Here is a 19,609-nt window from a genome sequence, read left to right on the forward strand (position 1 = left end):
GAGAACAGAGTGAGTGAACCGGGTCGCCAGGGCATCGAGCTCAAATGCCTTGGCGGGAGGGATGGGTACCGGCCTGGAAAGCCAGTACCGCAAAAGCGTACAGCCTGTTAGCTATTCAATTCGGATCAGTTCTGACCGGCACCTTTATTGGCTGCCAGTACATACAGATACTCCAGTGCCAGGGTTGCACCAGCCAGAGAGGTGATCTCTGAGTGATCATAAGCCGGAGCCACTTCGACCACATCCATACCCACCAGATTCAGTCCTTGCAGACCACGGATGGTTTTCAGGGCACAATCCATGCTGATACCGGCGGCGACCGGAGTACCAGTACCCGGTGCAAAAGAAGGGTCCAATCCGTCAATATCAAAGCTGACATAAACCTTCTTATCCCCCACACGGGACTTAATCCGCTCCAACAATGTTTTCGGGCCATTGTCATTCACCCAGGCGGCATCCAGCACTTCAAATGGGTGGCCTTCCAGCGTGTAAGCGGTACGAATACCGATCTGCAGAGAGTGTTCAGTATCGATCAGACCTTCTTCAACCGCATGGTGGAACAAAGTACCGTGGTCAAACTTGGTGCCACCAGAGTAAGTATCCGTATGGGCATCAAAGTGAATCAGCGCAACGGGACCATGTTTCTTCGCCACTGCACGCAGTACCGGCAGCGTAATATAGTGGTCACCACCAAAGGTCAGAGAGTTTTTACCCGCTTCCATAATCTGGCTGATATGAGCCTGTAGATTATCGACCATGGTTTGTGGCTCACCGTGTTTAAACAGAATATTGCCAGAGTCAGCCACTTTAAGATGGTCATCCAGGGCAAACTGCCAAGGCCAACGAGCACCTTCCCATACCAGCTGGGCAGAAGCCTGACGTACACCTTGAGGTCCAAAACGAGAACCGGAACGTCCCGAGGTCGCCATATCAAACGGCACACCGCTTACAACCACTTCAGCGTCTGACTCAAAGATATTACTCACGATAGGGAATTCCATAAAGGTCATACCTAAAGAGCCATAAATCGGCAGATCAGCATCTGGGCCTGAAGAACCTGGGACTGGCATATTGGACATCTCACACCTCAAAAATCTTGTTCTAATCAACGTATTCGTTTTAGTGCTGCGCTGTGCAGCTTTGTTGTAATCAGATTAGAGACAGACCAATGATTATTGAAACGAATAATTTAAATAATTAAATGCATACCATTAATAAATACAAAAAATCGATTAAAATGCAGGTAAAATTGGCGAAAAACAGAAAAAACCATATAAAATCACAATAAGATAATAACAACAAAGAGCAGAGGAGAGATAATACAAGTAGGATGATGACAAATATGAGGCAGAGGCAGAGGCAGAGGCAGAGGCAGAGGCAGAGGATATTAAGCTATTCTTTCAAACTGTTTTATCAAACCTGACGTCACACTATCACCTGTCACAGATACGGGACAAGCAATAGCGCAACCATTTAATTGAGCTTCAGAATGCTCAGCAAACAGGTGACAAATCGGTGATACCGACGACTCTATCATAGTCTTTGTTGACCTTATCTTCTCCGACAGAACGTTCTGGATGAGAGATCATATTCAGACGATCATCCTGAATATCGTAAAGAAAGTAAGCTTCCGCCCCTATATATGAAGGTTCAATGTAAAGCATATCGTCCTCTACAAGCACCTTATCCGAATATTCAATGGGCAAATAGCAGTTTGAGAACGACCCTCCTGCATCCGACATGTAATCCCACATGACAAGCTTGCCATCAGCTGTAAACTCAAGATAGAACTCATCCTCACTGGCCACAGCTTCTCGATCACTCCATATACCGATTAGGCCGGAGTTTTCCAATGTAATTTCATCGCTATCAGATGAACCTCCACTACCAAAACACCCACTCAGCAAAACAGTTGCCAAAATTAACGCTAAACCCGGTTTGTTTTCCATAACGGATTGATCCCATAAAAGATGATAGAACAGAGTGTAAAATACATGCTTTTACAATATTTTCCAAACCCATCTACCACCGAGGCCGTGACTGGTTAACAATACAGGGGTTAAACACCATAGCAGACAAGACCTGAGTACCATCAGAATCAACAGGGTTAACCAAGCCACTGAAAGTAAACGCCTGGAATGACCAAGTAACCGGGATAACTAATCCACTAAGCAACTAAGCCACTGGAATCGTCAGTGTTGCTGTCACGCCGTCAGCCCTGCGTTTAATCTCGAGCACCCAATCCATACGCTCACAGATCTGCTCGACTAACATTAACCCCAGACCAAAGCTGTCTTCACTGTCACCGTGGGATAAGCCATTGTCCTGATTTTCAATTTCAAGACTGTCGGGAGTCAAAGTAAAGCGTACCAAACCCTCCTGTGTATGCTGAAAGGCATTTCGAATCAGGTTGTTCAGCACTATGCGCAACGGAGTCACAGGCAGTTCTACTTCTTGCAAAGCCCCTGTAAAATTCAGTTGCAACTCAACGGGTTTATCGCTCAGCAAATAGCTCAAATCTTCAATAATTTCCTGCACTAACGGCTCAGGGTTTACGGCCTCAACTTTTGGGACAACTTCATTTTCCCGGCTGATCCACAACAGTGTTTCCGTTAACTGCTGCATACCTTTATTGGCCCGTTGAATCCGCTCCAGGGGCCGCTCAATCATGCCGCTATACCCGATTTTTTCCAGCAGCTCCATATTGGCACGAATCACCGCAATAGGTGTCCGCAACTCATGGCTGGCATTACGCAGAAAACGATGCTCTCTGGCTAATAAGCCCGAAATACGATCAAACGCCGCATACAATTGATCACTGATCCGGTTCAGCTCCTGGTAGCGAAAATCGGGAATATCCTGCTTAAGGTTCTCCATTGACAGGCTCTCAGCCCAGGCCGATAAGGCCCGGGTGTTACGCTGCATGCGGCGATTAAATAACCAGACCGTACAGACCATTAAAGAGATAAAGACACCACCCACAATAAAGATCTTGCGAAACAAGCGATCAAACTCATCCTTCTCGATATCCGTTAGCAGATCCGCTTTATGGTCAATAATGCCATACAGGCGTTTTCCATCATTCAGTAAAACACTTTGCCCAACAAGAAAACGCACACCTTCCCATTCATGATGGCCGTTAGGTGACCAATCAACATCAATGACCTCTCCTGTATCAATCTCTTCCTTGCTGATCTGCTGCTGGAAAAACGTCGGCATGGTATGCCAATCGTCAATCCTCATATGCAGCACCTGAGAATGAGGTAAGGGAGTCGACGGATCCAGTGCATACTGTTTGGCAAACTCCTGCAGCTCTACCCGTAAAGTAATATGGGTGGTTTCCGCAAAACCCCGCTCATAATAGAACTTCAGCAGCATCGTGTAGAAAAATGCCGAAACCAGAGTGAGACCGATAATGTAAAAACTCAGCTCACGGCGTAAAGCACGCTTACCTGTTCGTCGACAAACCTTATCAGACAAACCTGATGTAGCACTCTTCCCAGGGGGATTGGTTGAGGAGGACGCGGTAGAATTTAAAGACATAGCAGCTATCTCAAACTGAATCAAAGCTGGTTATTCTTCTTTAAGCACAAAACCCCGACCCGATAGGGTATGAATCAGATTGTGTTCAAAGGGCTTATCCACCTGTTGGCGCAGATTATACATATGCACCTTCAGGCTATTGGTATCCGGCACCTCATCGGGCCAGACACTGTGTTCCAGCTCCTGGCGACTGACCACTGCAGGACTGGCCCGCATCAGGGTTTCCAATAGCGTCCAGCCGGTCGGCGTTAGCTTCAGAGGTTTACCGGCACGGGTTGCGCTTTTGCTTTGCAGATCCATCTCCAGATCTGCGACCTGTAACTTTTGCATCTGGCCACTGCGACGTTTACTCAACGCCATTACCCGTACCACCAGCTCTTCCAGGGCAAAGGGTTTCACCAGATAATCATCGGTACCGGCATCAAAACCCGCCACCTTATCGTCTAACGTATCCCGCGCAGTCAGCATCAAAATCGGTGTATCCACACCCTGAGCCCGCAGTTTTTCACATACCGCCAAGCCATCCATGCGGGGTAACATCAGGTCTAACAAAATCACATCGTAAGGGTTTTCACTGGCCAGTGTTAAGCCCGCCTGACCGTTATAGGCATGATCACAGCTGATGCGCTCCAGCAGCAGATAATCTGCTACCGAAGCCGCCAGATCCCTGTCATCTTCCACCAGAAGCACATTCAAAGGGGTCTGATTCATATTACAGCTTCCATCAAGTTATAGTGTTACTTTCAGTTTACGGCGCTTGGCTGATCATCTCCCCATTTTATTCAACTGCAGCTGAGCGCTAAAAACCTCAGCCAGGTGGGAAGATTGGCCCAAGGCCTTGGCGAGCTCTATTTGTAACAAAGAGTAGGTTAACAGGGAGTTAATGGGGGAATTAATAGGGGAGACTACTGTATTCCTTCACTTATAGGTCTGACAGTAAACCCTTTTAATATCAGCAAGTTGAATATCAGAGAAGCTCTGACTTATTGCAATCTTAAAGCGTCAGACTCTGCTTGTCCTTAATACACGACATCAACAGATAAGAGTGCAGGCCCGAGATAAAACTCACCTGAAAGGTGTCATTCACCAAGATGTTAAACTCTTTCATGGTTTTGCAGTACACCCGTAGCATAAAATCATATTCACCGGTGACGGAATAGCATTCATAGATCACCGGGGTTTGCTGAATCAACTCGATGGTTTTTTCACGCGCGTTCACTTCGCTTTTCCGGTACTGCACCATCATCGCGACTGAGATATCGAGACCGGCTTTTTCTTTGTTTAACACCGCTGCATAACGCTCAATCACACCGGCATCTTCCAACCGTTTTAAGCGTCGAAAACACTGAGACGAAGATAACCCGACCCGCTCTGCCAACTCCAGTCTTGGGATCTGGCTGTTCTCCTGTAGTAGATTCAGAATGCTGATATCTTGTCTATCCAGACCCACATCTTGCATAGTTTTATTCTCATATCTTGTTTTTATGCAATTATTCATGCATACAAGCCAGTTTAGCAAGTCAATCTTGCTAAGACAGTGTCACGGCTTCCGGGATACATTTATCCCCTGTTATTTGTCCAACTTTTTCGTAACTGTTCACTGTTTCAAGGAAGCCCCTATGAATCTGGCGTTATTAAGTGCGTTTATCCCGACGTTCTTTTTTGTCTCTATCACACCGGGGATGTGTATGACCCTGGCACTGAGTCTGGGTATGAGCATCGGCTACCGACGTACGCTGTGGATGATGCTGGGGGAAGTGATTGGTGTCGGTCTGGTGGCAGTTGCCGCTGTGCTGGGTATCGCTTCTGTGATGCTCAACTACCCTTGGTTGTTTACCATTTTGAAGACTATGGGTGCAGCTTATCTGTTTTATCTCGGTGTGCAGATGTGGCTATCTAAAGGCAAACTGGCTCTGAATGGTGAAAACCTGCAGGCTCGGGCCGGTGGTAATTGGGACCTGGTGATGCAGGGTTTTGTTACTGCCATAGCGAATCCTAAGGGTTGGGCGTTTATGATCTCGCTGTTGCCGCCGTTTATCGATAATACTCAGCCGTTAACCGCTCAGTTGGTGCTGCTTGTCTCTATTATTCTGGTGTCTGAGTTTATCTCGATGACCCTATACGCCACCGGCGGTAAGGGGCTGAAAAAGCTGTTGGGCGATGCCAAAAATATCCGTCTGATGAACCGTATTTCTGGCACCTTGATGATGGGCGTCGGCGTGTGGTTATTTGTCGGTTAGTCCCTGCGTCATCTTACCGATATTGACCGCTTCAACCCGGTCAAAGGTGATATCCCGCACCATATTCATCTCGCACCATATCAGCTTATAACCTTTGGTAAAGCGGGCGCTGGCCCCGCTTTTGCCGCAGTGCCCACTCTTTTTTCAGAGTTACCCAACCGATAAAGCAATAACTTTACTTTTTCAGCTTACACCGTCAGACTAAAACATACCATACCGTACGGTATGTAAATACAAAAGAGTAACAGGATAGATTAGAAGTCCGTAAATCGAGCCGACAACCTTAAAACTTCCACTCACATTCAGTTAATCAGATAAGGCGATATTACGATGTGGCAGGTTAAAGCAGTCCCAATACCCAGTGATGATTATCTCTCCAGACAGAAACAAAAAAGCTACTTCAGAGACGCACTGTCGGTGCCATTACAGCACAAGCATCTACAGCCGGATCAAATTCAACTGGCTGTTTTTGGTTATATGCCAAACTGGGTGAATCGCATGATGACAGTACGCGACAAAATGGTCGCAGCACTGGGGTTTAATACCGGTGAAGGCATGATGTCATCTCAGGTGCCAAACACACTGAACGAGGGTGATCGAGCGGGCTTTTTAACCGTCATCGAAAAAACAGATCGGGAAATCATCAGCTTTGCCGAGGATAAACATATGCAGTTTTACCTCTCGGTTCGCAAAACACAATCACACGCAATAGTTTCAACCCTAGTCAATCCGACCACCAAAACAGGCTGGCTCTACCTGCAAATGATTCGTCCTTTTCACTGGCTGATTGCCCGCTCTGTGCTTCATAATGCCGCTAAACAGCAGCGTATATAACAGCGGTATCAATAAGAACACCGTAAAACACCCGTTCCATCAGGATATTTCATGAGTTCTAAAGTCAGCAGCGCCAGTCCAAAAGAAAACACCAAACAACACTGGCTGGAATTTGCCCTGAAACAACTGATTAAAAAAGGCCCGGACAGTCTGAAAATCATGCCGCTATGTGAAGCCCGTGGCGTGACCAAAGGCTCTTTTTATCACCACTTTAAGAACCGGCAGGATTTTATTGAGCAGTTGATGGAGCATTGGTATCAAACCCTGACCATCGCTTTTATTGAACAGGCCAATATGGCGGAAGGACCGCTGCAGCGTCTGGAAAAACTGGATCAGGTGATTGCGGCCAACAATATTGAAGCCGAGATGCATATCCGCGCCTGGGCGTTAAAAGAGCCGGGAATCTCCGGTTATTTAGCCAAGGTAGATAACCAAAGACAGAACTATTTAGAGCAGTGTTATATCGAGTTAGGTGTTGAGGCCCCGCTGGCTAAAGATATTGCCATGGTCAGCTATGCTCAGTTTCTGGGGTTGTTGCAGATCCACCCGACACCGGACCTGGAAACTATGCTGCGTTTATCTGGCTTAGTTTCCAGTGCATTTTTTCCTGGACCACTCCAACCATAGCTCTCATTCAATAGCCCGAAATAAATAACTCGAATTGAATAGATTGGATCAAATAGTCTGAGCTAAAGAGTCTGGTTTAAAGGGCTTCAGCTTGCAGCTTTGCTTTATAGCCGCTATGGCAATAAGCTCTTAAAATGACAGCAAAAATAATCAAACAGGGAGTAGCCCCAAAAATGGCAAAGCGTATTCAACTGATTAGGGACGAGTTATCACGGGTCGATGGTCTGGCTCCAGAAGCTGGATTGGCCAAGCACCATAAAATGGCCGCCAATCCCTTTGTATTTTTAAGAGGCTCTGCCCAACTGTTTTACGCCGATCTGGCCTCTGGGGTTCTGTCCCTGCCTAAGACAATGGAAGAGCTACCTTTAACTACCATTATGGGTGATTGCCATACCTCAAATTTCGGTTTTCTAAGTGAAGAGGGCTCCCATGGCGACAGCGTCATTTTCGCACCGAACGATTTTGATGATGCCTGCATTGGTCATGCGGGTTGGGATCTGGCTCGTTTCTGTACCAGTCTGGTACTGTGTGCAGACTACGCTCAGGGCTTAGTCGCTGGCCGCTACACTTCGGAAAGCGATATTACGGGCAAAGAAACCATGGATGCTGCGGATCTGAGGCCCGCATTAGAAGCCTTCTTAACCGCATATCTGGAAGTGTGTCAGGCCGGTATTGATTCCCCTAATAACCGCATGTGCATTCTGTCAGATTTTAAAAAGTCTCATGTTTTGCATAAGCGTTATTTAAAAGCGAAACAAAGGGCAAGCGGTGGTCAGGAATTTGAACTGAAAAGCTCATTAGCCAAAGAGGTGGCTATTGATCAAACGCCACTGCGGTTCCGGGATCGCCCCGAGCGTTTTGAACGCTTGAAACAGAAATCCTATCAGCAAATGGAATATATTTTTGCGCCTTATATGGACGATAAGGTACTGGATATTGTATCTCGTCTTAATGCCGGTACGGGCTCAGTCAATATGGAACGTTATTACCTGCTGGTGGGCCCTGAAGGTTATCAGGGCAAACAAGATTTGAGCTTATGCCATATCGTAGAAGTCAAACAACAACGCCATGCGGCACCTCTTTATCATTTCCCGGATTTAAGTCCAGTCAACCGTTTAAACCCTGCTCACCTGACTGTAACCTGCCAACAGAGAATGCAGCGTCGGCCCGATCTGGTACTGGATGAGGTGGAGTGGAAACAAGCCCATTGGCTGGTTCGCTCCCGCCATCACGCCCGAGTGGGCATTGATCCTGAACATATTACCTTTGGCAAACGCGCCAGCAAGGGTGGTTTTATTCAGTACGCTGCCACCTGCGGCCAAGCCCTGGCCTTAGCTCATTGTCGTGGAGATCGTCGCTCAGTACAGTTTGAAAAAGCGGTGAATAGTATCCTGCCCAAGGTATCTGCAGACCTGATAGAAACTTGCCTGGCTTACGCTGAAGTCGTTAAACAGGATTGGGCTATCCTGAATGATTTGGTCAATCACTAAAAAGCTTTGGTAGAAAATAAGACGGATAGAAAGCAAGACAGCCACAGGATCACCTATGGCTGTCTTGTTGGTACTTCTGCTTATTTCAACACACTGATCTTAATTTGCATCAGCCCAGACTTAATCTGCTGTCAGTAAGCTAAAAGCGATAGACCACATTACGATACAGACACCGGCATCCAGAACTCGCCACGCCATTGGTTTTCTAAATAAAGGCGCTAACCACTTGGCTCCCATGCTAATGCTAAAAAACCAGATAAACGAGAAGCTGATCGCCCCTACAGTAAACCAAGCCCGCACATCTGGATCAAACTGACCACCGATGCTACCAATTAAAACCATTGTATCCAGATAGACATGAGGATTTAGCAAGGTAATTGCCAGCGTGGTTAAAATCGCATTACGCAGGGAACTGATATTGTGCTCTGAGCCTTTTAGGCTATTGCTTTGTAATGCCGACCGTAATGCCTGAAAGCCATACCAAAGCAGAAATGCGGCTCCACCCCAGCGGGCCACAGTCAGCCAAAACTCAGATTCACTCACTAACGCGCCAACACCAGCAACACCTATCGTGATAAAGAGCGCATCAAAAAAGCTACAGATCCCTGCTATTGGCCAATGGTATTGACGTCGTAATCCCTGGGTCAATACAAACGCATTTTGTGCCCCAATTGCCATGATTAAACCGGCACTGGTGCCCAGCCCCTTTAACAGGGCAAGAACCTGAGCACTGGCTAAAAACCCAAGACTTGCTTCCACCGTCGTATCACTCCTCTATCATTCGATCAGTTGACCCTGGCTATCCTGCCTGCGACACTAAGGTTAGTAAAACTAATGTTTTTAATCCTGGATAAGAATATCTAATAATGCTAGATATACGCCAAATGGCCGCCCTGGCCGCGGTGCTGGAAGAGCAGAGTTTTGATAAAGCTGCACAGAAACTACATATCACTCAGTCTGCGATCTCCCAGCGGCTTAAGCAGCTGGAAGATAAGTTGGGACAAACCCTGGTGATTCGCAGTAATCCAATTCAGGCGACTCCGGCAGGTCAACAGGTGCTCAAGTATTTTCATCAGGTCAGTATGCTGGAGAATGAGCTGTTAAGAGAGCTATCACCTCAGGACGATGTTGGCTTCACCCGGGTACCAATCGGCATTAATGCCGATAGTTTGCAAACCTGGTTCCTGGATGCGCTGAAACCCTTACTATCAGAGCAGAAATTGCTCCTGGATATGAAACAAGATGATCAGGAACAAACTCATCATCTGCTGCGTACCGGTGAAGTGATCGGTTGCATTACATCATCACCAACCCCTATGCAGGGCTGTAGCTGTATACCTTTAGGCGTGATGAGCTATCGCTGCCTGGCCAGCCCAGCGTTTATTGCTCAGTACTTTCCAGACGGCGTTAATGCAAAAGGGTTTAAACAAGCGCCAGCGGCAGAGTTTAATAACAAGGATGAATTGCAGAACCGCTATCTCAAGAGCTTTTTTGATATTGAACCGGGCGACTACCCCCGTCATCGCGTGCCCTCATCAGATCCCTATTTTCAGATGATTATCAGAGGCTTTGCCTATGGAATGATTCCAGACCAACAAAGTCAGCCGCTGTTATCTCAAGGCCAGGTCGTTGAACTCACACCGGGACGTTATCTGGCGATTCCACTGTACTGGCATGTGTGGAATCTCAAGTCCACTCATATCCAACATCTGACTCAAACCCTGATTCAGGTCGCAGAACAGACCCTGGACCCATTCGATCAGCACCCTGTTTTAATTCATCCTGAGTCGTAGCCTACAGAATCCGGAAAGCCAAATAGCATCGTATTGAGAACGTTTTCCACAGTAACAACGCCATGACCGGACTTGATTCCCTCAACGGATCAAGCCCGAATCAACGTGATTAAGGTTTCATCTTTCCAAAAGGCTTTATCTTTCCGGCTGTTCCAGCTCTTAAGCTTCCGGCAGATAACCTACCCGGAATGCACCCCAGTGGCGACCATCCAGCACGACAGGAACCGACAGATCGTGCAGCACTTCCCCTGTATCTCGCTTGTAGGTTTGTAGCAGCAAGGCCTCTTTAACCTTGGCGCCACGAATTCCCACTTCACTGTCAAAGATACGCTTATCCCGACATTTTACGGCATCCACTTCAGGATCACCGCTTTCAGGATGGCTGTAGGGAGCATTATGGGTTGGGATATAACAGTGGTCATCAATCAAGATCGCATAGCCATATTTACCCCGCTGAAAGATATCTTCCAAAATGGCTGGCAGTACCTTATCGGCAAAGCCGACATAGCTGCTGGTACAACGGCCCATTTTGGTTCCCGGCAGGGGTTGATAACGCCGGTCAAACAGGGCCTGCAGGGTAATTTCGCCATTTTTGATCCCTTGCTCAAAAGCCTGGGTAATACGTTCAACGGCCTCAAGGCAATCCAGATAGGCTTGACGATGCTTGCCCTCTGCGGTGTGACGGGCCAGTTCAGCGGTGATCTGCTCGGCCCCATGCATCAGCTGGTCTGCCTGCTGCGACAGAGTGTGCATCTGGTCATTGCCTTCGGTGACCTCTTCCTTCAATGCACCGATGGAGCGGGAGATATCCTCAACATGCTGATAGCTGCTACCGACAGCTTCGGCAATACCCGAGATCTGATCTTCCACTTCATCAAATTGATTAGCCATCTCGCCTAAACGGTTACCTACTAACTCAACTTTTTCGGTGCCTAACGTAATCCGGGAAACCAAGTCTTCAATAGTACCGACGACATCCTGGGTACTGGATTGAATCTCTTCCACAATCTCAGCCACCTGCTGAGTGGAGTCTGAAGTACGGCTGGCCAGACTGCGCACCTCATCGGCTACCACAGCAAACCCGCGGCCGTACTCTCCTGCCCGGGCCGCTTCAATGGCCGCATTCAGCGCCAACAGATTGGTCTGCTCAGCAATCCCTTCAATCACCTTAGTGACATCCTGAATGCGATTGGATTTATCATTCAGTTCGTTAATTAACGCCAAAGTATGACCGGTGCGGTCACTGATATCTCTCATCTGTACCATGGCTTGCTGCAGGTCATCGCGTCCTGTAAAGCTGGCATTTTTGGCATCGGTAGCCAGTTGAGTGACATTCGACGCATTGACGGAGACTTGATGCATCGTTACCGTAATCGACTCAAGGCGCTCGGCGGCCTTCTCAACCTCTTCCTGTTGGATATCCAGATGTTTATCCATCTGATCCGCCAGAAAAGAAACCTCTGCGGTGGCAATTGCCGTCTTACTGGATACCGGTGCCAGATTATGAGCCATATTCCGTAATCCGATATAGCCGTTCAATATTTGCCCTTCCGGGGACCTCTGCTGGCCAAAATGGCGCAAATGATCCGCTAACTGATTCATATCACTGACAGACAGATGCTCTTTTTGTACCAGCTGTTGAACCTCAGGTCGGTTAAACAGTCCCCCGCCGCTGTGCCTGAATATGGGCACTACAGCCACCAGGCTAAGCAGTAGTAACAGCAGGGCAAAACCCCAGGACAAACCACCACTGAACACCCCGTAAATCAAGGCTGCTAGCAGCGGCAGACTGGCAAGGTAGCGTAATAAAGATATGTTGGAACGTGCAGTATGACTCATAAGCCCTTATCTCCTGAACAGAGAAGATTGTTATTGTAATTAAGCCTCTGTCATTACTGATCAAACAGTACTCAGAGGTCCTGAGGGGCTATCCTTTTCTCTCTGCATTTGCCTTTAATATAGTCAACAAATGCCCATCAGGTGACTAGGTAATACCCTAGTTTTTGGCCAATAGTCGCATATTCGACTCATCAATAGAGCAAAAAACTTGTGACAAGTTGTAAATGACATATATCAAGTTTTGTATCACTTTAACTTCTGGTTAAAGGAGAAATAACATCCTTTACCCTACAGACACCCGCTGACCTGTAGCACACTAAGCCAATCATTTAGCGACCTCAGGTAACACCATGAACGTAACCATTCGACAACTGTTAGAGCGCCACTCAATCAGACAATTCACCGGCGAAGCGGTAAAACACGAGGATTTTGAGCAGATTCTACGTGCCGGTCAGCAGGCCCCAACCTCTATTAACGGTCAGCAGATCTCATTGGTAGTCAGCCATAACCGGGAAACCATCGCTAAAATTGCAGAGATAGCTGGCGGCCAGCCTCAGGTTGCCACTGCCGATCTGTTTATCACTGTTGTAATCGACTTCAACCGTACGGCCCTAGCCTGTGAGATGGCAGAGAAACAGCAAGTGATAGAGCAGTCCGCAGAAGGGATCATCGCCGGAGCGATTGATGCGGGGATTATCCTGAATGCACTGCAAACTGCGGCCAATGCATTGGGCTATGGCTCAACCGCCATTGGTGGGATTCGCAATAATCCGCAAGCGATGATAGAGCTGTTGAACCTGCCGAAGAAAACGTTCCCTGTTAACGGGTTAACACTGGGAGTGCCGGATAAAAACAAGCGACCGGAAATTAAGCCTCGTGTTCCACTGGCCAGTTTCGCCATGTGTGAACGTTATGACAGTGATGTGGTACGCCAGGGCGTGTGCGAATACAACAAAACATTGCGTCAATGGTGGGATCAGCAGGATATGACACAACAACCCAGCTATTGTGAATCGGTTGCCTCGTTTTATGATCATATCTACTTCAGCGATATCGCCAACAGCTTTGAACAGCAGGGTTTTCGCTTCAGTGATACTCTGCCTACAGCCTAGAAAATCAAAGGTGCGCCCCAGCTCGAGACAAAAGGTATAAGAGAGACCGGAATAAGATATACACGGGAATAGACGGAAGCAGGGTTATCGCAGTTGTAACCCTGCCTGTAGTTTCACCTGATCAAGACTTTAACCCTACGGATACTTTGTCCCATATATTAACACTTACTTATCGCAGCCAGATCAGGAGTCATGTAACATTTATCTATACCCGACCACACCCAGAGAGTAACTCATTGAGCCGCCAGACCCTCGTTCGACTGATGATGTTCACCAGCCTTATCTTAGCGCCTCTTTTTGTTAAGGCAGAGACTCTGCGCGTCGTTTCATCGGAATTTCCTCCCTATAGCTTTACCGATGACCATAGGCTCAGCCAGGGGATTGCGGTCGACCTAGTGAAGCAGCTGCTGGATGAATTAAACCTGCAAGTACCCATTGAGATCTACCCCTGGGCAAGAGCCTATGAGATCAGTCAGCGTAAAGCCAATACTCTGATTTTTCTGATCGCCCGCAGCCCTGAACGGGAAGCACACTTCAAGTGGGTTGGCCCTCTGATCGACTTCAATGTGCGCCTGTTTCGGTTAAAGTTCCGCTCCAATATCGCCCCGGCTCAACTCTCTGATCTAAAGCAGTACAAAGTAGGCAGCCTGATTCAGGACATTAAGGGACAATACCTCCGTAAACAGGGCATTCCGACCATCGAATATGCCTCAGAACAAACCGGTATTCTGATGCTTGTACGGGGCTATATCGATTTAATGCCCGCAGAAATCAACTCTTTCAGATACCGGGTGAATCAGCTGGGTTTCGATATGGCTGACTTTGAGGTCGCCTTGCCACTGCATGAAATCTCCCGACCACTTTATCTAGCTTTTCAAAAGGATACGCCGGACGAGCTTGTCGTACGTTTCAGGGATGCACTCACTGAGCTAACAGCGACACACTAAACCCTCTTAATGTACTGAACCCTCCCGTTATAGAAGAACGAGAGCTGTTTATAGAGCACAGCGGCCAACTATAAGAACCATAAGAGCACAGCAGCCAGCCATAAGGGCACAGCGGCCAACCGGGGCTTATTTTGTCCGAATCCATCAAAAAGTTTCTGCTTTTATTATGTTGCCTGACCCGAGAGTCTGACAAACTGGTTTCCTGAACCTCAATATTTACGCACTATATTTGAAAGGTGTGTGTGGGCTGGCCCAATCAGGTCACTCGCATATCCGAAGCGCCCAATAATGATATCTAATACCAACCCAGATAAGTCGTTGTAGGTCGGAAAAGCCGCAAGGCGCCTTCCGACAATCATCCGGTACCAGAGCCAGTGTCGGATGGCGCTTCGCTTATCCAACCTACTCAGATATCAAAAAACTTATCGGAAATGGTATAAGGTATTTTTGCCGGAAAATACTCAATAAGCTGTCGCAAGTAACCACTTATAATAATCACGCTGTTATCCACCGATAGCAGTAATCACCCTATGCGGCACTTTCCATCAGACCTGAGCGGCCATGATGGATGAAGATGGAGCCACTGAAGTGAATACGCCTAAACACGCTCAAATTACTACTGCAAATTTTCCGATTCCATCAAGTGGACACCTGCAACAGGTGGCGCCAGGAATTTTCTGGCTACGTATGCCTCTGCCCTTCAAACTGGATCATATCAACCTGTATCTGTTGGAAGATGGCGATGGCTGGACCGTAATCGACTGTGGTTTACACAATACCGAGACACTGGCACTTTGGCAGCAGATCGAAGATCAGTGCTTTGCCGGTAAACCCGTCAACCGGGTTATTGCCACCCATGCCCATGTCGACCATCTGGGAGCCGCCGGTGCGTTATGCCAACGCTGGCAAGCACCGTTGTGGATCAGTCAGGGGGAATTTGATTCTGCCAGCAGCTATCTGAATCCTCAGCATAAACAAGCCAAGTACCCTGGCTTTTTTATGCCCTTGGGGATTAATCAGGAAAAAGCGGAAAGCCTGAGCAAACTCGGCACAGGCCTCGCAAAACTGTTTGCGCCTTTGCCGGAGCAGGTGCGTTATCTGCAAGACCAGGAAGAGATCGCCATTGGCCAATATCGTTGGCAGATTCTGCTTGCGGAAGGCCATTGCGCGGCTCACGCCGTCCTTTATTGTGCCGAAGCGAAGATCTTGATCTCCGGTGATCAGGTATTGCCCGGCATCAGCTCTAATGTCAGTGTACGTATTGATGAGCCGGAAGGTAATCCATTACACCATTGGCTGGAGGCAATCGATCGTCTTTTACAGCTGGATAAAGAGACTCTGGTTCTGCCTGCTCACGAACGGCCTTTCTCCGGCCTGCATGCCCGTTTGATGCAGCTCAAGTGCGAACATCACGACACTTTGGAACTGTTGACCACTCAGTGCAGCGAGGCAAAAAATGTTTTTCAGCTATTAAACGTGGTCTACCAACGAGAGCTCAGCCCCTTTGATATTATCCTGGCATCCGGGGAGTGTCTGGCTCACCTGCACTATCTATTGGATAAACAGCAGATGCGCAAGACGGTGGATGAACAGGGGCATTATCTATTTCAGACGGTTTAGATTCTGCTCCAGATAACCCGTCATTAATTCCTGCGATAAACCGCCGGTGGCACGCCCGTCCATTGTTTAAAAGCCCGGGTAAAGGCCGCCGGTTCAGAAAAGCCCAATAAACGCGAGATCTCGGCAATAGAGATATTGGGCTGGCTGAGATAATGAATCGCGGTGTCCCTTCGAATACCATCTTTTAGCTGCTGAAAGCTGGTGCCCTCTTCCGTCAGCTTCCGCCGTAAAGTCCGCGAGGTCACATTCAGCTCTGCGGCTACCTCTTCCATGCTGCCTTCGGCAAAACTGCCCTCTTTTTCCAGACAGGTGACGACCTTACGGGTAAAGACCGGGTAATAAGCCTGACGTTTAAACCAATCACAGGGGGAGCGCTGCAGATAAGCCTGTAGGGTTTGTTTCGTTTGCACTACAGGTTGCTGTAACCAGTGACGTTCAAAAATCAGCGTATTACGCGGCTGTTCAAATTTAGACGGGCAGGGATACATCAAACGATATTCAGACACATGTTCTGGCTCAGGATAAGTAAAGTGCACCTCTTTCAGCTCAATCTTCTGGCCGATCAACCAGCTGGGGAAGCGATGCCATAACATCATCAGCAGCTCACACAGAGCATGATCCTGATCCTTGTCTGGATCGGTCAAGGCCATGGAAAAATACACCTCATCACCGACCAGTTCCAGCTCCAGAGAGATAGCATCAGCCACCAGATTATAGAAACGACTGATATGATAATAGGCCGACCTGAGATTACGACAGTTAATGGCCTGTTTCGCCATTAAGGCAAACACACCGTAACGACAGGGCTGACTGCCCATGCCCAGAAACTCATCATCCCCCTGCTGCCATACCTGCAGCACTAAGCTACTGAACTGGTCCGGCGTAATGCGCAGTTGTGGCATGTGCAGAAAGTCATCATTCAAGCCCGAATTGATCAACAGGCTGTGAGTATCCAAGCCGACTCGGCCAGCGGCCTGAATCACGGTTTGTACAAAATGCACTGAGATAGAGTGATGCTCAATGGTCATAACCGTCGTAACTCATTGTTATTTTTATCTATCCCCTGAGAAGCCAGAGGTCTTGATGCTGCTAAGACGCCATGTTTCAACCATTAACTCTCTTGACCCAGCGCCATTAAAACAATCGTTTCAAACCCATACTATAGCAGCAAGGGCTTAATCGCATCCGTAATGTCCGAAAATGTTAATGATACGACTGTATCCGTTATGGTCGCTCGCGACAAAACAGGCAAAACTATCTCCGTCTGCACAATAACGCCTTTGTTATTGATGTGCGCACCTGCTCAAGGTGCATGCACAACAAAACAAACCGCTTGTTTTGCTGCTTTATACCAGCCCTGATTAAGTTTCTTGATATCAGAGTAGGTTGGATAAGCGAAGCGCCATCCGACATTGACTCCGGTATCTGATGATTGTCGGAAGGCCTACGGCTTTTCCGACCTGCAGCAACTTATCTTGCTTGGTATTACGTTCATCCTGCTTTGAACTGAGCTGGAGTAGTTGCCAAAAGCGATCCACTACTCCTTAGAGCCAGGGAGGGCTCACTTTTTGTTTGTTTACTTTTGTTGTCACACTGTAGACCTTTCGGTCTCTTTTTTTGGGCCAGGCGTGGCCCGTTTTTTTCAAGCGCCATTTTTCAAATATTAAAAACCGCTGTTGTTTCACAAGCGCGGTTGGCTCAGACCAAAACAGTTGTCTGATTTTGGTCGATAATAGATAGGTCGCGCTGTTTTAAATAATAAGTGCAATTCCCGCAGAGGAAGAGAAAATGAGTGAATATCAACATCCGTACCGCGATGCCGAATTTGTCCTGAACGAACTGGTTGAGTTTGATCAACTGTGTCAGAACGCCCAACTGGATGAGGTCAACTCCGAGCTGGCCTCTGTGATTCTGAATGAAGCCGGAAAACTGGGTTCAGGCGTACTGGCACCCTTGAACACCGTTGGCGATACCCAAGGTGCCAAGCTGGGTGAGAACGGTGTTGAACAAACCCCAGGCTTTGCCGAAGCCTATCAGGAATTTGCCGAAGGCGGCTGGCAGTCACTGACCCCAGCCGAAGAGTTTGGCGGTCAAAACCTGCCTAATGTACTGGGTACCGCAGTCACTGAAGTGTGGCAGTCTGCCAACCTGGCCTTTGCGCTGTGTCCTCTGCTGACCCAGGGTGCTATTGAAGCCATTGCTCACCACGCTTCTGATGAACTCAAGCAAACCTATCTGCCGAATATGGTCAGTGGTGCCTGGACCGGTTCCATGAATCTGACTGAGCCGGATGCCGGTTCTGACTTAGCAGCCATCAAAACCAGAGCCGTACCCAATGGCGATCATTACCTGATCACAGGTCAGAAGATTTTTATCACCTGGGGCGACCACCAGATGACGGACAACATTGTCCATCTGGTTCTGGCCCGTCTACCGGATGCCCCTGCTGGCGTCAAAGGCATCTCTCTGTTTATCGTGCCGAAATTTATTCTGGACGAAAACGGTAATCCAGGTGAGCGTAACGACGCTTACTGCGTGTCTCTGGAACACAAACTGGGTATCCACGGCAGCCCAACCTGTGTGATGAGCTTTGGTGATAACGGCGGTGCTGTCGGTTATCTGGTGGGCGAAGCCCATAATGGTCTGGCTTGTATGTTCACCATGATGAACGATGCCCGTCAGAATGTGGGCCTGCAGGGTCTGGCGATTGCCGAACGCTCTTACCAGCAAGCAGTTCAGTACGCCAAGGATCGTATTCAGGGCACTCAGCGCGATGGTAGCCGTTACAACATCTTTAAATTCCCGGATGTACGTCGCATGCTGATGCAGATGAAATCCGGTATCGAAGCGATGCGTGCACTGAGTTTTGTCGCCTCTGCCGAGATCGACCGCAGCAAAAATGCCCAAGACCCCGAAAGCGCGAAACGACACCATGCCCGTGTTGAGCTGTACACACCGATTGTCAAAGGCTGGATCACGGAACTGGCACAAGAGATCACCTATCTTGGCACTCAGATTCACGGCGGCATGGGCTTTATCGAGGAAACCGGTTCCGCTCAGCACTACCGTGATGCCCGTATTCTGACCATCTATGAAGGTACCACAGGCATTCAGGCACTGGATCTGGTGGGTCGTAAAACCCTAAGCAACCAGGGTACGGTGCTGGCTGAGCTGCTGGCCGATATCCAGGAAACTGTAGGAGAACTGGAGCAGAGCGGTAATTTTGATGCTATTGCTCAATCCCTGCAGGATGCGCTGGAAGCCGGTAAAGAAGCCCGTCAATGGCTGCTGGATAATGCGTCCGATCCTGCCGCTGCAGGCAGTGTCAGCGTCCACTTTATGATGCTGATGGGTTACCTGTGTGGAGGCTGGCTGATGGGGCGCTCTGCGCTGAAAGCCAAAGCCCTGCTGGACAGCAACCAAGGGGATGCCGATTTCCTACAGGCCAAGCTGGTTACTGCGCAATTCTTCTGTGAGCACCTGCTACCACGAGCCCATAGCAGCCTGATCACTATCAAAGCCGGTAGCAGCAGCATTATGGCGCTGGATGAAGAGCAGTTCTAA

At 48.3% G+C, this 19,609-nt stretch carries 17 protein-coding genes; 9 read left to right on the forward strand and 8 right to left on the reverse strand.

The genetic code is table 11. The annotated features are described in order from the left end of the window. Positions 1-125 precede the first annotated feature (125 nt). From speB to H579_RS0122065, 5 genes are all read right to left on the reverse strand, one after another. The gene (gene speB, locus H579_RS0122045) at positions 126-1,079 is read right to left on the reverse strand and encodes an agmatinase (RefSeq protein ID WP_028302457.1); all 954 of its coding nucleotides are present in this window, start codon (positions 1,077-1,079) and stop codon (positions 126-128) included. Between the two features lie 414 nt (positions 1,080-1,493). Further along, positions 1,494-1,949 carry a hypothetical protein gene (locus H579_RS0122050; RefSeq protein ID WP_028302458.1) on the reverse strand — a complete coding sequence of 152 codons (456 nt, stop codon included), beginning with the start codon at positions 1,947-1,949 and terminating at the stop codon, positions 1,494-1,496. 226 nt (positions 1,950-2,175) lie between these two features. Then, a complete protein-coding gene (locus tag H579_RS28260; RefSeq protein WP_157834689.1) occupies positions 2,176-3,543 on the reverse strand; it encodes a sensor histidine kinase in 1,368 nt (455 codons plus the stop codon). Between the two features lie 30 nt (positions 3,544-3,573). Further along, positions 3,574-4,254, reverse strand: coding sequence for a response regulator transcription factor (locus H579_RS0122060; RefSeq protein ID WP_028302459.1), 681 nt, complete (start codon positions 4,252-4,254; stop codon positions 3,574-3,576). Between the two features lie 283 nt (positions 4,255-4,537). Next, entirely contained in the window at positions 4,538-5,002 is a 465-nt protein-coding gene (locus H579_RS0122065) for an Lrp/AsnC family transcriptional regulator (protein ID WP_028302460.1), read from the reverse strand. Between the two features lie 160 nt (positions 5,003-5,162). Here H579_RS0122065 and H579_RS0122070 point away from each other — a divergent pair, with 160 nt between their 5' ends. The 4 genes from H579_RS0122070 (at position 5,163) to H579_RS0122085 (ending at position 8,734) form a co-directional block, all read left to right on the forward strand. Beyond that, positions 5,163-5,783: a LysE family translocator gene (locus H579_RS0122070; RefSeq protein ID WP_028302461.1), complete on the forward strand. Its 621-nt coding sequence runs from the start codon at positions 5,163-5,165 to the stop codon at positions 5,781-5,783. Between the two features lie 330 nt (positions 5,784-6,113). Continuing rightward, complete coding sequence (locus H579_RS0122075; protein WP_028302462.1) at positions 6,114-6,617, forward strand: DUF2867 domain-containing protein; 504 nt, start codon at positions 6,114-6,116, stop codon at positions 6,615-6,617. A 51-nt stretch (positions 6,618-6,668) separates the two neighbouring features. After that, the gene (locus H579_RS0122080; RefSeq protein ID WP_028302463.1) at positions 6,669-7,244 is read left to right on the forward strand and encodes a TetR/AcrR family transcriptional regulator; all 576 of its coding nucleotides are present in this window, start codon (positions 6,669-6,671) and stop codon (positions 7,242-7,244) included. 173 nt (positions 7,245-7,417) lie between these two features. Then, on the forward strand, positions 7,418-8,734 hold the full coding sequence (locus H579_RS0122085) for a DUF2252 family protein (RefSeq protein ID WP_028302464.1): 1,317 nt from the start codon (positions 7,418-7,420) through the stop codon (positions 8,732-8,734). 120 nt (positions 8,735-8,854) lie between these two features. Here the strand turns inward: H579_RS0122085 and H579_RS0122090 are convergent, their stop codons facing one another. Further along, positions 8,855-9,493: a LysE/ArgO family amino acid transporter gene (locus H579_RS0122090; protein WP_051228200.1), complete on the reverse strand. Its 639-nt coding sequence runs from the start codon at positions 9,491-9,493 to the stop codon at positions 8,855-8,857. 107 nt (positions 9,494-9,600) lie between these two features. On the opposite strand from H579_RS0122090, the gene H579_RS27120 reads away from it, so the two are divergent. Further along, entirely contained in the window at positions 9,601-10,527 is a 927-nt protein-coding gene (locus H579_RS27120) for a LysR family transcriptional regulator ArgP (RefSeq protein ID WP_036567174.1), read from the forward strand. A gap of 159 nt (positions 10,528-10,686) precedes the next feature. Here the strand turns inward: H579_RS27120 and H579_RS27125 are convergent, their stop codons facing one another. Next, positions 10,687-12,366: a methyl-accepting chemotaxis protein gene (locus H579_RS27125; protein ID WP_051228202.1), complete on the reverse strand. Its 1,680-nt coding sequence runs from the start codon at positions 12,364-12,366 to the stop codon at positions 10,687-10,689. Positions 12,367-12,716: 350 nt separating this feature from the next. Between H579_RS27125 and H579_RS0122105 the strand changes: the two genes are divergently transcribed. The 3 genes from H579_RS0122105 to H579_RS0122115 all read left to right on the forward strand — a co-directional run bounded on the left by H579_RS0122105 (position 12,717) and on the right by H579_RS0122115 (position 16,045). Then, positions 12,717-13,478, forward strand: a complete 762-nt coding sequence (locus H579_RS0122105) for a nitroreductase family protein (protein WP_028302466.1) — start codon at positions 12,717-12,719, stop codon at positions 13,476-13,478. A 236-nt stretch (positions 13,479-13,714) separates the two neighbouring features. Then, positions 13,715-14,425, forward strand: coding sequence for a substrate-binding periplasmic protein (locus H579_RS0122110; RefSeq protein ID WP_157834690.1), 711 nt, complete (start codon positions 13,715-13,717; stop codon positions 14,423-14,425). Positions 14,426-14,986: 561 nt separating this feature from the next. Next, complete coding sequence (locus H579_RS0122115; protein WP_084624285.1) at positions 14,987-16,045, forward strand: MBL fold metallo-hydrolase; 1,059 nt, start codon at positions 14,987-14,989, stop codon at positions 16,043-16,045. 23 nt (positions 16,046-16,068) lie between these two features. Here the strand turns inward: H579_RS0122115 and H579_RS0122120 are convergent, their stop codons facing one another. Then, positions 16,069-17,073 (reverse strand): AraC family transcriptional regulator, encoded by a 1,005-nt coding sequence (locus H579_RS0122120; RefSeq protein WP_028302469.1) that lies wholly within the window; start codon positions 17,071-17,073, stop codon positions 16,069-16,071. Positions 17,074-17,833: 760 nt separating this feature from the next. Here H579_RS0122120 and H579_RS0122125 point away from each other — a divergent pair. Further along, positions 17,834-19,609 (forward strand): acyl-CoA dehydrogenase C-terminal domain-containing protein, encoded by a 1,776-nt coding sequence (locus tag H579_RS0122125; protein WP_028302470.1) that lies wholly within the window; start codon positions 17,834-17,836, stop codon positions 19,607-19,609.

This window comes from Oceanospirillum beijerinckii DSM 7166 (genome assembly GCF_000422425.1).
Classification (GTDB): domain Bacteria; phylum Pseudomonadota; class Gammaproteobacteria; order Pseudomonadales; family Halomonadaceae; genus Oceanospirillum; species Oceanospirillum beijerinckii.

Coding starts and splice junctions, on each gene's coding strand:
- speB (WP_028302457.1), bottom strand. CDS start 1,079: ATGTCCAATATGCCAGTCCCAGGTTCTTCAGGCCCAGATGCTGATCTG.
- H579_RS0122050 (WP_028302458.1), bottom strand. CDS start 1,949: ATGGAAAACAAACCGGGTTTAGCGTTAATTTTGGCAACTGTTTTGCTG.
- H579_RS28260 (WP_157834689.1), bottom strand. CDS start 3,543: ATGTCTTTAAATTCTACCGCGTCCTCCTCAACCAATCCCCCTGGGAAG.
- H579_RS0122060 (WP_028302459.1), bottom strand. CDS start 4,254: ATGAATCAGACCCCTTTGAATGTGCTTCTGGTGGAAGATGACAGGGAT.
- H579_RS0122065 (WP_028302460.1), bottom strand. CDS start 5,002: ATGCAAGATGTGGGTCTGGATAGACAAGATATCAGCATTCTGAATCTA.
- H579_RS0122070 (WP_028302461.1), top strand. CDS start 5,163: ATGAATCTGGCGTTATTAAGTGCGTTTATCCCGACGTTCTTTTTTGTC.
- H579_RS0122075 (WP_028302462.1), top strand. CDS start 6,114: ATGTGGCAGGTTAAAGCAGTCCCAATACCCAGTGATGATTATCTCTCC.
- H579_RS0122080 (WP_028302463.1), top strand. CDS start 6,669: ATGAGTTCTAAAGTCAGCAGCGCCAGTCCAAAAGAAAACACCAAACAA.
- H579_RS0122085 (WP_028302464.1), top strand. CDS start 7,418: ATGGCAAAGCGTATTCAACTGATTAGGGACGAGTTATCACGGGTCGAT.
- H579_RS27120 (WP_036567174.1), top strand. CDS start 9,601: ATGCTAGATATACGCCAAATGGCCGCCCTGGCCGCGGTGCTGGAAGAG.
- H579_RS27125 (WP_051228202.1), bottom strand. CDS start 12,366: ATGAGTCATACTGCACGTTCCAACATATCTTTATTACGCTACCTTGCC.
- H579_RS0122105 (WP_028302466.1), top strand. CDS start 12,717: ATGAACGTAACCATTCGACAACTGTTAGAGCGCCACTCAATCAGACAA.
- H579_RS0122115 (WP_084624285.1), top strand. CDS start 14,987: ATGATGGATGAAGATGGAGCCACTGAAGTGAATACGCCTAAACACGCT.
- H579_RS0122120 (WP_028302469.1), bottom strand. CDS start 17,073: ATGACCATTGAGCATCACTCTATCTCAGTGCATTTTGTACAAACCGTG.
- H579_RS0122125 (WP_028302470.1), top strand. CDS start 17,834: ATGAGTGAATATCAACATCCGTACCGCGATGCCGAATTTGTCCTGAAC.